This window comes from Pseudomonas sp. W2-17 (genome assembly GCF_041060445.1).
Lineage (GTDB): Bacteria > Pseudomonadota > Gammaproteobacteria > Pseudomonadales > Pseudomonadaceae > Aquipseudomonas.
In genome coordinates, this window is the sequence record NZ_JAUFNS010000001.1 from 195,880 (window position 1) to 210,625 (window position 14,746).

13 protein-coding genes are annotated in these 14,746 nt (G+C 57.2%); 8 read left to right on the forward strand and 5 right to left on the reverse strand.

What is annotated here, in order from left to right; genetic code table 11:
- Positions 1 to 31: 31 nt before the first annotated feature.
- Together QWI20_RS01015 and QWI20_RS01020 are read right to left on the reverse strand one after the other, a co-directional pair.
- Entirely contained in the window at positions 32 to 979 is a 948-nt protein-coding gene (locus QWI20_RS01015) for a hypothetical protein (protein ID WP_369303764.1), read from the reverse strand.
- Positions 980 to 1,149: 170 nt separating this feature from the next.
- A complete protein-coding gene (locus QWI20_RS01020; protein ID WP_369303765.1) occupies positions 1,150 to 2,154 on the reverse strand; it encodes a hypothetical protein in 1,005 nt (334 codons plus the stop codon).
- A 252-nt stretch (positions 2,155 to 2,406) separates the two neighbouring features.
- Between QWI20_RS01020 and QWI20_RS01025 the strand changes: the two genes are divergently transcribed.
- Positions 2,407 to 3,261: a hypothetical protein gene (locus tag QWI20_RS01025; protein WP_369303766.1), complete on the forward strand. Its 855-nt coding sequence runs from the start codon at positions 2,407 to 2,409 to the stop codon at positions 3,259 to 3,261.
- Between the two features lie 40 nt (positions 3,262 to 3,301).
- On the opposite strand, the gene QWI20_RS01030 is transcribed toward QWI20_RS01025, so the two are convergent.
- Entirely contained in the window at positions 3,302 to 4,195 is an 894-nt protein-coding gene (locus tag QWI20_RS01030; RefSeq protein ID WP_369303767.1) for a PA4780 family RIO1-like protein kinase, read from the reverse strand.
- 232 nt (positions 4,196 to 4,427) lie between these two features.
- On the reverse strand, positions 4,428 to 5,234 hold the full coding sequence (locus tag QWI20_RS01035; RefSeq protein WP_369303768.1) for a helix-turn-helix domain-containing protein: 807 nt from the start codon (positions 5,232 to 5,234) through the stop codon (positions 4,428 to 4,430).
- A 218-nt stretch (positions 5,235 to 5,452) separates the two neighbouring features.
- Here QWI20_RS01035 and QWI20_RS01040 point away from each other — a divergent pair, with 218 nt between their 5' ends.
- Entirely contained in the window at positions 5,453 to 7,702 is a 2,250-nt protein-coding gene (locus QWI20_RS01040) for a hypothetical protein (protein WP_369303769.1), read from the forward strand.
- Between the two features lie 430 nt (positions 7,703 to 8,132).
- Positions 8,133 to 8,831: a transposase gene (locus QWI20_RS01045; RefSeq protein WP_369303770.1), complete on the forward strand. Its 699-nt coding sequence runs from the start codon at positions 8,133 to 8,135 to the stop codon at positions 8,829 to 8,831.
- Positions 8,832 to 8,958: 127 nt separating this feature from the next.
- Here the strand turns inward: QWI20_RS01045 and QWI20_RS01050 are convergent, their stop codons facing one another.
- On the reverse strand, positions 8,959 to 10,236 hold the full coding sequence (locus QWI20_RS01050; protein WP_369303771.1) for an acetyl-CoA C-acetyltransferase: 1,278 nt from the start codon (positions 10,234 to 10,236) through the stop codon (positions 8,959 to 8,961).
- Between the two features lie 202 nt (positions 10,237 to 10,438).
- Here QWI20_RS01050 and QWI20_RS01055 point away from each other — a divergent pair, with 202 nt between their 5' ends.
- From QWI20_RS01055 to QWI20_RS01075, 5 genes are all read left to right on the forward strand, one after another.
- Positions 10,439 to 11,794, forward strand: coding sequence for a 3-oxoacyl-ACP reductase (locus QWI20_RS01055; protein ID WP_369303772.1), 1,356 nt, complete (start codon positions 10,439 to 10,441; stop codon positions 11,792 to 11,794).
- An 87-nt stretch (positions 11,795 to 11,881) separates the two neighbouring features.
- Positions 11,882 to 12,739, forward strand: coding sequence for a MaoC/PaaZ C-terminal domain-containing protein (locus tag QWI20_RS01060; protein ID WP_369303773.1), 858 nt, complete (start codon positions 11,882 to 11,884; stop codon positions 12,737 to 12,739).
- 246 nt (positions 12,740 to 12,985) lie between these two features.
- On the forward strand, positions 12,986 to 13,291 hold the full coding sequence (locus QWI20_RS01065) for a MazG-like family protein (protein WP_369303774.1): 306 nt from the start codon (positions 12,986 to 12,988) through the stop codon (positions 13,289 to 13,291).
- On the forward strand, positions 13,288 to 14,037 hold the full coding sequence (locus QWI20_RS01070) for a methyltransferase domain-containing protein (protein WP_369303775.1): 750 nt from the start codon (positions 13,288 to 13,290) through the stop codon (positions 14,035 to 14,037). Before QWI20_RS01065 ends, QWI20_RS01070 begins: the two co-directional genes overlap by 4 nt.
- 48 nt (positions 14,038 to 14,085) lie before the next feature.
- Complete coding sequence (locus tag QWI20_RS01075; RefSeq protein WP_369303776.1) at positions 14,086 to 14,715, forward strand: DUF4136 domain-containing protein; 630 nt, start codon at positions 14,086 to 14,088, stop codon at positions 14,713 to 14,715.
- Positions 14,716 to 14,746: the final 31 nt, after the last annotated feature.

Below are 14,746 nucleotides of genomic sequence, written 5' to 3' on the forward strand. Positions count from 1 at the left end.
GACATGGTCGGAAGACTACGTTATGTAGCCTTCATCCCTGGACTGGGGGGGAGAGAGGCGTCTGCTCATCGGCGCTATAACTAAACGTCACCTTGCCGGCTGCGGTAGTGGGGAGGGTAATTTTGATAACCGGTATCCAGACTCCATCAGTATTTATAAGATCGCTTTGGTTGTGCTGAGCGACAGGCAATCCGGCTGAGCCTGCCAAGTAGAAAAACGCTTCAAGCGGTAATGTTTTACCCAAGCCGCTATCCCAGACGGCCAGGACGAGCTCGTTATTTAATATAAAAGCCTGAGACCCCATCAAAGACATTGCTTCTAATCCAGCAACAAACGCGGGGCCTGCATCGTTATTTCGATCGTCGCGGACGTCGAATCCGCACTGTGAGTAGTGTGAATCGCCAAATGATGTGTAATGAGCCCACCACTGCGCTGCAGTTGTAATGTTCTGTAAGTGGCAGGGCCGACTGCCCACTCTCCCTGGATACTCACCACACCCCCTGTCCGCCCTGCTCCCCGTGCCTGCGTCCACGGGAAATAAGCACAGCACCTCAGGATGCAATTTCCCCTCCGCAAAGAAATAAGCCGTTAAGATGTATCCGTTGTTGTACCCATAAGCCAACCCCCTGAAGTTAGCGTCAGACCTTAAGTAAGACGCGGACACGCCGCCCCGTGTAATGCTCGCTGGACTGTTGTCCCATACGTGATACGCACCGGGATTATTGCTCGTACCGCGGATCATTACCCCATTACACAAAAACGCTGGTTGCGACAGCGCTCCGCAATTTGCAGCTGTGTCGGCGTAACGGTTGGTGAGATGCCTGACCACGTCCTCCCCAGAGTCTTGTTGTATCGTAGCGCGGTGCGCGACATGCGGAATAGGACGCTGAGCTGTATCGAAGCCCGATCTTTGCTCACCGACACAAGCAGCAAGGACGGCATACACAAGTAAAAACGCCACCTTATTAATCTTTCTCATAATGGCCTCCAAAGCCAAAACACGACAACTTCTAGAAAAACCCAAAAAGACCATTGCACCTTCTCGGTTTCGTTACGCCACAAGCTGCTATGAAACAACTTAAAACTGAACACTCCGTCAAATATTCAGCCAAAGATCTGTCACCTAACATCAGGATTAATCGATGATGACTACAACTTCGTAATAGCCTGATCTCCTGCACTGTAAGTAAATGTCGCCTTGCCCCCTTCACTCGCCGGAAGTGTGAGCTTTATCACGGGTATCCATACCCCATCGGTATTACTGAGATCGAGCTGATTACGTTGTGCGACAGTCAATCCAGGCAGGCCAGCCACGTAGAAAAACGCTTCAAGCGGAAGGGTCTTGCCCAATCCATTTCCCCAGACTGCAAGGATGAGCTCATTCTGCTCTCTAAACGACTCAGCCCCCATCAAACCCATTGCCGCCAATCCCGCAGCGAAGGCAGGCCCTGCCGCCGAGTTTCTGGCATCGGTAACATCAAATCCGCATTGGTAGCTATGGCGACTGCTGGCGTGTGAGTTGTAATGCGTCCACCACTCCGTTGCGGTGGTAATGCCCTGTAGATGGCAGGGGCCGCTACCGGCATAACCAGGGTAATCACCACATCCCTTGTTTGTACGGGCCGAGGTACCCGCATCGATCGGAAAGAGGCACAGCACCTCGGGGTGCAGTTTCTCAGCCGCATAAAAATAAGCGGTCAAGATATAGCCGTTGTTATACCCGTAGGCGAGCTTATTGTAATTAACGTCCGACCTTAAATAGGAGATAGAGACGCCACCCTTTTCAATAGAAGCCGCACTGTTCTCCCATACGTGGTAAGTCGGGTCACTGCTGGTGCCTCTAATCATCACTCCATTGCATAGAAAGGAAGGCTGTGAAGGCGTTCCGCAATCTGCAGCTGTCTTGCTGTACCGATCTTCTAGATGTCGCGCCACATCTTCGCCCGTGTCTTGCTGAATAGCCGGACTCTGCGTAATGCGAGGATCAGTACCGTGGAGCCCGTTTGATGAAGGCTGCTCGCTTACACATGCGACAAGTCCGATATAGAAAAATGCAAGGGCGAAAGACCTGAATCTATTCATGTTGATCTCCTGATGATAAACAACGGCAATCCATGCCAAAAAATGATATTCGGCCGTTCCAGCATCATTCACTAGACGGGCTTTGCCAACTGACACATATGACAGTGATCGATACCGCTTCGAAATAATCCATGCAGCGCTTATCGCAAATAGCTCTAGCCACTTGGCAACTGCACCTGGGCAAGACAAAACTATTAACCTATAAGAGACAGGCGACCAAATACTAAGAAAAAATAAATACGATGCGTAAACTTGACGGTTTAAATCCCTCTTACTAGCCTCCACTTCTCACCTTATAGTTTGCAAACCGCCAAGGAGCTGTTCATGAATCTGCCCACACCTTCTAATGGCCAATCGTCACAAAACGTTGACCTGATTAATATTTACGACGGCGAAGCCCTGCTGGGCACCGCTACAAGTGACGGTACAACTTGGTCATTCAACGCCCGAAATCTTCTACCGGGCTTGCACACATTTACCGCGCGCACCAGCACAGGTCGCTCCAATGAGTGGCGTATTACGGTGACCGAGGCAGCGATGAATCTGGTGGCACCTCATGTGAGGGAGGCAACCTTGGTTGCGGATAACAGGGAGCGCCTGGATTATTACCAGGTAAACGATGTTATTCACTGTATCGTTCCTGACTACAATATGAAGTCCGGCGATACCGTGAAAGTGTATTGGGTGGGTCGGAACATCACTATTGGTTCACCCATCCAGACGGTGGGAAGCCCACCGTCGCTGCAACCGTTTCCGATATCGAAATATGAGGTCATTGATGTCATAGGCCACAACGCATCTCTTTACTACACCGTAAAACGCCCGCCCGACACAGAGACTTTTACCTCGTTGACACTCCTCCTCACCGTAGAAGGGCATTCATTCCAAGTGGATGCCCCGACCATCAACGATGGACACGATAATCTGCGGGTAAAAAAGCAGCCCCAGTTCAATGACGACAGCACCGCTGGCGTTCGCGCCATTGGCGCTGATGGTGATGAATGGTCCGCAGACATAACGCCTGCGTTTGGTAGCGACCCTCATCTAAACTTCAAGATTGATCCATCTTGGCTAGCTCGAAACAGGGGAAAACCGGCAGTTTTCAATTGCAATGTAAGGGTCAATCCGGGAGACCCTCACTACCTGTTCTCGCAACTGCTCAGAGTAGCATCGGTGTGAAAGCAAAAACCCGGCCGTGGCCGGGGTTCTTCTGGGTCGATTACTGCATCCAGGGCGGAGGCGGTTCTTCGGACTTGTTCGGCGGTGCATCGTCCGCGGTCCGCGCGGCCTGGCGCCTTGCATCATCCAGTCGTGCCGCTTCAATCTCGCGCAACACACTGCCGACGTCGGCAATCTCGTCCGGATCAGCGAATTCGCCCGTCAGCACGGTCGCTGGGGACAACGTGCCCGCTTCGAAGTGGGACCACATCTCACGGGCGTAGCGCGTTTCTTTAAGCTCAGGCGCAAAGCGGCCGAAGTACGACGCCATGTTGCCGACGTCGCGCTCCAGCATCGTGAACGCATGGTTGTTGCCCGCAGCATCCACCGCTTGCGGCAAGTCAATAATGACCGGGCCGGTGGGCGTGAGCAGCACATTGAACTCGGACAGGTCACCATGCACCAGACCGGTACACAACATCAGCACGATCTGCTGAATCAGGAACGCGTGGTACTCGCGCGCCTGATCTGGCTCAAGCGTCACGTCATTCAGACGCGGCGCGGCATCACCGTATTCATCGGCGATCAGCTCCATGAGCAGTACGCCCTCAAGGAAGTCGTACGGCTTGGGCACACGCACGCCGGCGCCTGCCAGACGGAATAGAGCCGCAACTTCGGCGTTCTGCCACGCGTCTTCGGTTTCCTTGCGCCCGAACTTCGAACCTTTGGCCATGGCGCGGGCCTGGCGGCTGTTGCGGACCTTGCGGCCTTCCTGATATTCCGCTGCCTGACGGAAACTACGTTTGTTGGCCTCCTTGTAAACCTTGGCACACCGCAGCTCATTGCCACAGCGCACCACATAAACAGCTGCCTCTTTACCGCTCATAAGCGGGCGCAGCACCTCGTCCACCAGACCGTCTTCGATCAAGGGTTCAATGCGTTTAGGAGTCTTCATCAGCTTTTATTGGGGGTCCTTCGTTGCCAAACACGCGATTGTTGCTCGTTATACGGCAATCTTCTGCCAGCGAGTAGGGGGTCAGGTCGATTGACTGTATGCCAGCGGTCTCACGATATCCCTGACACTTGGCCAAGCAGCATTCGTGCCGACGCATAATTGCAGCGCTCGATCGCAGTACTGCAGCGCTTATCGACGAGCGGAAACAACGCGACCAGACAATCTTCACTCATCATCCGCGAAACAGTTCGCCAGGTGTCCTCCCGAACAGCCCTTTGAAAGCAGCAATAAAAGCCGACGTCGAATCGTAACCGCAATTGAGCGCCGTGCTCGTAACGCTCACGCCTTCCTCCAATGCATTGAGTGAAGACAGCAGGCGTGCCCTCTGCCGCCAGCCCCGAAAGCTCAAGCCGGTTTCGCGCTGAAACAATCGCGTCAGGGTCTTTTCCGACATGTTCAAACGCGCCGCCCAATCATTCAGGGTGACCGCTTGATCCGGCGTTTCGACGAGCTCCGCGCACAGCAACAGCAGGCGTGCATGACGAGGCAGCGGCAAAGAGAACCCGACTTCCGGCAGGTTCGCCAGTTGATCAAGCAGTACCTGAACGAGCCGAGACTCGGCGCTCTGACCCTCTTGATACTCCGCTGGCAGCTGACAGAACGCCTTGATCAGCTCTTTGGCCAACGGCGTAACTTCAAGCACCCGGCAGCGATCAGGCGCCCAGGTGCAGTCGTCCTTGCGCACATACAGGCTGCGCATCTCGGCGCGGGTGGACGTGACGACTTCATGCTCCAGCCCGGCGGGAATCCACACGCCCCACTGCGGCGGTGCGAAGAAACTGCCATGGGGCGTGTGCACGCCGAGTACGCCACTGATGGCGTAGGAAAACTGCACCCAGTCGTGGCGGTGAGTTGGTGTCCAGGAGCCCGCGCCAAGGCTTTCGGCACGGGCGTAGAGCGGGCGTGGAAGGTCTTCAAGCGAAGGGACTTGTCGCTCGGTCTCCGGGTTACGCGGGGAGGTGTGTCCGGTGGTGGGCATGGACTGGCCTATGGTGAAAGACGGTAGTTATAGATGTATTGCTCATAACATCAATAACCCACCGCGATAACGCCTGATAACACCTTGGATTGAATGAGCAGAATTAAAGGGAACAAATGGTCACTGTCATTTCTGACAGTAGTCAACACGGCATATCGCGCGGCACTCTGTCTCCACGGATGACGCTCTACCACGTGGACAAGCCAAGGACCGCCGCAATGACCCAGATAACCGAAGAACAAAGAGCACTCCTCGCACAGACATTGGCTTTAGCGAGTTCCGGCAGCTCGAATCCGAAGGCAGCCGCCCTACGAAACCCGGACTTCCCTGCACCCAACGTCCCTTCCGCGCCAGGCGGGGTGCTGCTGAACCCACATCTGGCAGACCCTTCTGGCCTCAGTGTGGAGGTGACCTACCCCACCATGTTGGTTACCGACGTGATTGGCTTGACCTTCAACGGCAACAACACTTTTGTGCCGCAGAACGGAAGCGGCGAACTTAAAGTCACCTTCCAGGTGCCCAAGGAAGAGGTGGCGAAGGCTGTCGGCAAAACCGTGGAGGTGACCTATGTCGTGGTGAAGGATACTGGCCCGGCTATCTCACAAACGCTCAATCTGGTCGTGCACCTGATTCCCCTCGATCAACTCACCGAGCCGCAGATCGTTCAGGCGGTAGGGGCCGTTCTGGACGTCGAGGGGTTGATAACCAACGCCGATATTTTTGTACGCGCCTGGCCACTGATCGCGGTTAAACAGAAGATGTGGATGCGGCTTGAAGGCTCCAGCAATCTGAACTTGCCCGATTGGCAAGGGTATGAAATTGCCAGTGCCAGCGCACAAGTCGCCACGGTTCCGCTGAGTTATCTGCAGGGGCTTACCGATGGCTCGCAACTAACGCTGGTGCTGGAAGTGTCGTTTGATGGAGGACCGCCGCGTCAGCCATTTCCTGTCAAGACTTACCAAATCAAGAGCGCGCCGGCGTACGCGCTCAACGCATTGGAACTGGTTGGTGCGGTGGGAGATGTCGTCGACCTGAGCGTGGTCATCGGCGACCCGGTGGTCGTCCGCGCCCCCGCGTATATGGGGCAAGCGGCCGGGGACCGGATTTTGTTGTCATGGGTCGGCACCAGCGCAACGGGAGCACAGATCAACTACCCCGACGAGTACACCGTGCAGGCGGGTGGCGAAACGGGCGAGGTGACGTTCGCCGTTCCTCGCCTGAACCTGGACCCGCTGGGCGGTGGCACGCTGCAGTTGAGTTATCAGGTGATCAAGGTGGGCGGCGGCACGCAGAATTCTCCGCTGACGACGTACGACGTCACGGCTGCGACGCTAACGTTACCGCTGCCAGCAGTCCTCGAAGCGACTGCCGGCGTGCTGGTTCCAATAAGTGTGATCAACGGCGTGACTGTTCAGATCAGCTACCCAAACCCGCTACTAAGCGACGTCATCGCGCTGCTCTGGAACGGCAAAGGTGACGCGGTACTTTGGCAGGACGGCGCCGCGACAATTACTTTCACTGTTCCACCCGCAGAGATTGGGCCGGTAGTGGGTAAGACCATTGATGTTCAATATGCGGTCCGGCGCGGCACACTGTGGTCGCCATCACCCGCGCTCAAACTGAATGTGTTGCCTCTCATGGAAGGAGATTTCAAAATGCCAAAAGTTACACAGGCAACCGATGGAACATTGGGCGTGCTGGACTTGTCGACGTTTACCGGTGATGCAGAAATTATTATTGAGCCATGGCCGTTTATTAAAGAAGGGCAAAGAGTTTGGCTTGACATGACTGACGGCACGGCCACATACCCTATTTTGGACAAGCATCAGGTCGCACCCGGTGAAGACACGAGGGGCATTAGCAGTTTAATCAGCAGGGCCAATCTGGATCAATTTCCTGACATCGCAACGATAGAGTTTCCGGCAAAAGTTCAGCTAGATGGCAGCGATTCACTCTATGGCGCTAATGACTTTCCGCTATTGGAATTGCAATTGATTCCCATAGGTAAAGGAAGCGGTTCAGGATCGGAAAATTTTGAAGAATATCCGATTGGACAATTTGCAGCCACATTTGTAACTAAAAACTGGAATTTTATCGGCCCTGCGGGCACCTCCACCAACCTAAAACATGAGATCAAACTTTGGAACAAAACTAAGGCCATATCACTTCAGAGCGAATGGATGGGGGCGAACTTCCCAGCAGAAATGATATTCAAAACCGAACCGAAACCTTCCTATGTTGAAATGCAGATAAGCGTGAGAGGAAGTTCTAATGAATGTACAGCCACTTGCTATAGCTCGGAAGAGAAAGAGATTGTTGTCTTGAACGAAATGTCAGATCAAACACTGGCTTTTGACCACATAGATATAAACCGTATTACATTCAACTCCAAACCCATTCTTTCGGGCAGCGTAGAAATGCAGATGACTGTTGTGCTGGACAACATCGTATGGCGAGACGCCAGATAAATTTGCATTTGAAAAATCCTAAAATAGCGGAGGGTAGGCGCGTTTGATTTTTTTATAGCGGGGACAGATCAGTTTAGGGTGAAGCGCTGTAATTGATCAGTCCCCTGATGCAGTCCTTAGCCACGATCTTCCCGGCGTTTGCACATTTGGGAATCCATGGCTTCGAGCACGTCGCAGCTATCTTGCAGTAAATTAAGGGATCTGATTTATTAAAATCGGGGACAGATTAATTTACGATGAAGCGCTGTAAATAAATCAGTCCCCTTGCCTGTCACCTTGCCTCGCCGTCTCATTGCGTCGCCCCCATGTCACGATCAGCCCTTTGCTTCACTGCTCGCTACAAACGTTGCAACCAATTGGCCCCCTCGCACACAGGTCGCCCACACCCACCACGGCTACGCTGATCCTTCCCAAGGACGGAGGATCAGCCATGCCCCGCATTGCTCGTGTCGTTTTGCCAGGTCACCCACATCATATTGTCCAGCGCGGCCATAATCGGCAGATGGTTTTTGCCCATGAGGACGATTTTGCGCGTTACCTGGATGATCTTCGGGAACTGAAGAACGTTTTTGACGTAAAGGTTTTTGCTTTTTGCCTGATGACCAACCATGTGCACTTATTGCTCGCTCCTTCAAGCACTGAGGGACTGGGGAAGTTGATGAAAACTCTGGCGGCGCGCATGACGCGTTATCGTAATAAGCTGGAGGGTCGGTCTGGAACGTTATGGGAAAGTCGTTATAAATCCAGCGTCGTTCAGTCCGATGGATATTTGCTGGCGTGCTGTCGCTATATCGAACTCAACCCTGTGCGGGCCGGAATGGTTGAACGCGTGGAAGATTATCGATGGTCGAGTTTTGGGTTGCGGCTCACCACGAATGCACAGGATGACTGGCTGGATGTTCATTCCTGTTACGAGTTACTGGGGCTGACGCAGCTTGGCCGGCAACAGGCGTATCGGGCGTTTTTTGAGGCGCCGGTTGCCGACGGCGAGCTGAAGCTGATTCGGGATGCGCTGCAAAGGGGGCAATTGACCGGGGGAAAGCAGTTTGCTGAGGACGTTGAACGGGTGCTAGGGAGGCGGGTTGAGTACAGAGGGCGGGGGCGGCCCGCGCATGATTTGGGTAATTAAACAGGGACGGATTTGATCGCGGTAGACGGGGACAGATTAATTTACGGTGAAGCGTTGTAAATAAATCAGTCCCCTTTAAACAGCGCTCTTTATCAAGAACTCCCTGGATCAGTTCCCCCTAAAAACCTTATCGCTCAATAATCGCCGTCACGCCTTGGCCACCGGCCGCACAAATCGATATCAACCCGCGACCTGCCCCTCTCTTGCTCAGCAATTTCGCCAGGTTCGCCACAATCCGTCCACCGGTCGCAGCAAACGGATGCCCCGCCGCCAACGAGCTGCCTTTGACGTTGAGCTTGCTGCGGTCGATCGAGCCCAGCGGCGCGTCCGACCCGAGGCGGGTTTTGCAGTATTCCGGGTCTTCCCACGCCTTCAACGTACACAGCACCTGCGCGGCGAACGCTTCGTGGATTTCGTAGTAATCGAAGTCTTGCAGCGTCAGGCCGTTGCGCGCCAGCAGGCGGGGGACGGCGTAGACCGGGGCCATCAGCAGGCCTTCGTTGCCGCGCACGAAATCCACGGCGGCGGCCTCGCCATCTCGCCAATAGGCCAGAATCGGCAAGCCCCGCTCACGCGCCCACTCCTCGCTGGCGAGCAACACCAGTGAGGCTCCGTCAGTCAGTGGCGTCGAGTTACCCGCCGTCAGTGTGCCCTTGGCGCTGCGCTCATATGCAGGCTTGAGCGACGCGAGTTTTTCCAGGCTGGCGTCGGCCCGCAGGTTGTTGTCGCGGGTCAGGCCAAGGAACGGCGTGAGCAGGTCGTCCTGCCAACCTTCCGCATAGGCGGCGGCCATTTTCTGGTGACTTTCCAGCGTCAGTTGGTCCTGCGCGTCGCGGGGAATGTTCCAGGTTTGCGCCATTAATTCGCAGTGCTGGCCCATCGACAAACCGGTGCGCGGTTCGCCGTTGCGCGGCAGCTCCGGCTTAAGGTTATGCAGGCGCAATTGCGTCAGCGCCTTGAGTTTGTCGGCGGTGGTTTTGCTGCGATTGACCTGCAACAGGATCTGCCGCAGGTCTTCGTTGACGCCGATGGGCGCGTCAGACGTGGTGTCGACGCCGCCGGCAATGCCGCACTCGATCTGGCCGAGGGCGATCTTGTTTGCCACCAACAGCGCCGCTTCGAGCCCGGTGCCGCAAGCCTGTTGAATGTCGTAGGCCGGCGTTTGTGGCGAAAGCCTTGAGCCGAGCACGCATTCACGGGTGAGGTTGAAGTCACGGGAATGCTTGAGGACCGCGCCGGCAGCCACTTCGCCCATGCGCAGGCCATGCAGGTTGAAACGCTCGATCAGACCCTCCAGCGCAGCGGTCAGCATGTCCTGATTGCTGGCGGTGGCATACGCGCCGTTGGAGCGTGCGAACGGAATGCGATTGCCGCCGACAATGGCCACGCGTCTTGTCTGAGTCATCGAAATCTCCTTTCTCTTTTTTGGATCTTGCGGGCATGGGTTGCAAAAGCACGACCGCAGCAGGCCAAGCGTTTGTGTGCCGCCTGACGAAAAGCAATCGCGAGCAAGCTCACTCCTACAGGATTTGGCAGCTGATAGCGTAGGACCTATTACCCGCCCATGCGGTCCACTGATTTGAACCCAGACTCAAGGAGAGTGTTCCATGGCATCCGATCGCTACATTGACTTCGTCAACTCCGACCTCGGTCGCAAGCTGGTCGGCGCCGTCGGTTTGCCAGCGCCGGCACGTCTGGAGCGCTGGCAGGCGGGGCGTCTGCGTCCGGTGGAGGGCGCGCTGTTACTGAGCACGGGGCCACTGGCCGAGCGAGTCAGCACCTTCGCGCCGCGCCTGACCGATGTGCTGCTCAGTCATGGCGGCGAAGTCACCGGCGCCCACCCCTGGAATGCCGAGCAGAGCGCGAAGATCAAGGCCGTGGTGTTCGACGCCAGCACGCTGCTGCACACCTCTCAGCTGAGTCAGTTGCGCGAGTTCTTCCAGCCGATCCTGCGTCATCTGGTTAACAGCGCTCACGTCGTGATTCTTGCACGCGCGCCGGATGCTCAATCCGATCCATTGGTCGCCAGCGCGCAGCAAGCCATCGAAGGTTTCAGCCGCTCGCTGGCCAAGGAAATGCGCAACGGCGGCACGGTTCAGCTGCTGCAAGTAGAGGACGGCGCCGAGGACCAACTGGAAGGCGCGCTGCGCTTTTTCCTGTCGCCGAAGAGCGCGTTCATCTCCGGTCAGGTCATTCGCCTGAGTGCCTGCGGGCAACAGGTTCAGGACTGGACCCGTCCGCTTGCCGGGCGCAAAGCTTTGGTAACCGGCGCAGCCCGAGGCATCGGCGCGGCCATCGCGGAAACCTTGGCTCGCGACGGTGCAGAGGTCGTTTTGCTGGACGTGCCCCAAGCTAAATCCGATCTCGATGCGCTGGCTGCGCGTCTTGGTGGACAGGCGCTGGTCCTGGACATCTGCGCACCGGACGCCGCCGCTCAATTGATTGAACACCTCCCCGGCGGGCTCGATATCGTCGTGCACAACGCCGGCATCACCCGGGACAAGACCCTGGCCAACATGCCTGCGGACTTCTGGGACTCGGTGCTCGACGTGAATCTCAATGCGCCGCAGGTGCTGACCCAGGCGCTGATCGACAGCGGCGCATTGCACGAGAATGGCAGTGTGATTCTGCTGGCGTCGATCAGCGGTCTGGCGGGCAATCGTGGGCAAACCAATTACACCACCAGCAAGGCCGGCTTGATCGGCTATGCCAGGGCTATGGCGCCGACCCTCAAAGCGCGGGGCATCAGTATCAACGCCGTGGCTCCGGGCTTTATTGAAACCAGCATGACGGCGCATATGCCCTTTGCCCTGCGCGAAGCGGGCAGACGCATGAGTTCACTGGGCCAGGGCGGTCAGCCGCAAGACGTGGCGGAAGCGGTGGCGTGGCTGGGTCAACCGGGTTCCGGCGCAATGAGCGGCCAGGTGCTGCGGGTGTGCGGCCAAAGCGTGCTCGGCGCCTGAATCGGCATTAAGAAGAACACTGTTTGAATAGCCGCCCCGTCGATCCGAGGCGTGCCTGATCTGCAGCATGACCACAGGAGAAGCTCGATGAGTGCGCACTGGCGGTATCTGGACACGCCACCGGCCCTGCCCGGTCTGTTCATGCAAGCGGCGCTGCGGCGCAAGGTCAGCGGCACGCAACTGCCGGATCAGGGCCTGCGGTGCTGGATGTCGGTGGATCCGGACAAGGTGAAAGCGTTTGCCCATGTCTGCGGCTTCGTGCCCGGCAGTCTGCTGCCGCCGACGTATCCCCATGTGCTGGCCTTCCCGCTGCAAATGAAGCTGCTCACCGACAAGGACTTTCCCTTCCCGCTCCTCGGATTGGTCCACCTGCATAACCGGATCAGCATTCGTCGGCCCCTTGGCAGCGTGATCAAGGTTCAGGTCAGCGTGCGTGTCGGCCACCTCAAGCCCCACGCCAAAGGCGCGACGTTCAGCCTGATCACCCAGATCGAGGATGCGCTGGGCCTGCTGTGGGAGGAAGAGAGCACGATGCTGTGCCGGGGAGTCAAGGTGGACGGCGAGATCGAAAATGATTATGAACCCGTGCCGCTGCCGATGACGGAACTGGCGACGTGGTCGGCGCCGTCGGACATTGGCCGTCAGTACGCCAAGGTCAGTGGTGATTACAACCCGATTCACCTGAGTGACAGCAGCGCCAGGCTGTTCGGCTTTCCCAAGGCCATCGCCCACGGACTGTGGATAAAAAGCCGCGCGCTGGCTGCGCTTGAAGATCACCTGCCGGCGTCGAATGTGCAGATCTCTGTGGAGTTTCACAAGCCGGTCCGGCTGCCGAGCGGCGTGACGCTGTCGGCCAGCGCGGCAGGGTCACATGGGCAGTTCAAGCTGGAAGGTGCAGAAGGGATCGTGCATATGGTGGGGAGTTGGCAGCCTGCGACAGAGTGATGGCTGCGCCTATCGTGCGCCAGTTGTTTGCGGTGTGACATCTGTCGCCTTCCCGGCTAAAGCCGGTCCCACTAAAAAGCGTGGGTCGTGTCAGTAAAGTTGGGGCGCAGGCTGTTAAGTGGGACCGGCTTTAGCCGGGAATCGCTCCACCACCGTCGCATGTCAATCAGCTGCGTCCCGCGTGGATCAGCACCCCTTGCATCAATCGCCTATCCCCCTGAAGCTACGCACCTTCAGGAGCCGCCCATGAACCTCGACGAACTCACTCAACGCCTGCATCGCATTCGCGATAACAACGACTGGCGGCAATTTCACAGCCCGAAAAACCTGGCCATGGCAGCCAGTGTGGAAATGTCCGAGCTGGTGGAGATCTTCCAGTGGAAGACCGAAGAGCAGTCACGTCAGCTGCCCGCAGATGAGCTGGCCCACGCCGGGCAGGAAGTCGGGGACATCGTGTTGTACCTGCTGTTGTTGTGCAGCGAGTTGGGTCTGGACATGGATGAAGTGGTGCGCGCCAAACTGGCGGACGGCGAACGGCGGTTCAGCCAATGAGTGACCGTCATTTCGATCAACTGGCGACGCGCTTCGCTGAAAAGATTTACGGCGGCGCCAAGGGTGCGATCCGTTTGGCGGTGCTACAAGCTGACCTGATCGAAAGCCTGCCGGATCGTCCGTTGCGCGTGCTGGACATCGGCGCCGGGCTTGGGCACATGTCGCTGTGGCTGGCCGAGCGCGGGCATAACGTAACGCTGGCCGAACCCGCCGCACCCATGCTCGAAGGCGCTCGTCAGCGCTTTACCGACGCGGGGCAGACGGCGAACTTCATTCAGGCGCCGTGGCAAGCACTGCCCGATATTCTGACCGAGCGGTACGACCTGGTGATCTGCCATGCGGTGCTGGAATGGCTGGACGAGCCGTTCACGATTCTGCCGGTACTGCATCAGTTGACCGAGCCCGACGGCTGGCTGTCACTGGCTTTTTATAACCGCGACGCGCTGATTTACCGCAATCTGCTCAAGGGCCACTTCCGTAAAATGCGCAAGAACACCCTGGCCGGCGAAAAACAGAGCCTGACCCCGCAGGAGCCGCTTGATCCCCGCGAATTGGCGGCGCAACTTGGCTCCCTGTGGCGAGTCGAAACGCAAAGTGGCATTCGGGTTTTTCACGACTACATGCCGGTCGAGTTTCAGGCCAAAGTCGACCTTGCGGATTTGCTGGAAATGGAACTCGCACACCGTCGTCACCCGGCATTCGCCGGGCTGGGACGCTATCTGCACTGGATGTGCCGGGCTGTCTGACCCACGCTGGTTGATACACGCTGCTTAACACTCGCTGCGGAGACCCTCATGAAACGCCGTCTCGCTTTGCTTTCCCTCTGCCTGGGCCTTGCCGCCTGCCAGAGTCCCAACCCTTATCGTGCCGTTTCTGCGGCCATTCCACCGGCGCCGCCTCACGCCGCCAATGCCATCGACATGAGCGCTTACCCTGCGGCACCACGCGATTACGGCCGTTATCGCAACTGGGCCTGGCTCAACGACCAGTTGCCACCGGGCACCCTATGGGCTGACTCGGCTCAGCTGGCTGAAGCCGTCAGCAACGGGCTGGATCAACGCGGTCTGCGGCCTTCGCAGAACCCGCAGGCGGCAGACCTGCGCGTCGCCGCCGATGCCCATGCAGAGACCCGGATTCGTCAGGTGCGCGATGACTATTACGATCCGTACTACGGCGGTTCAGGTGTGGGTTATTACGGTGGCAATGGCTACCGCAACGGTTACGGCGGTTATGCCAGCGTACCGATCGTGCGCACGTATCAAGAGCAGGTCGTTGTGGTGCGCATCAGTCTCTTCGATGCCCGCAGCGGCCAGCCGGTGTGGAGCGCCAGCGCCGAAACCGCCAGTGGCGGCGATCAGTCAGCACGCGCCAAAGCCCTGCGCCAGGCCGTACAACAAGCCCTGACGGCTTACCCGCCGTCCTGATTTCACGCCCGTTGGCGTTTTGTTTTCACGC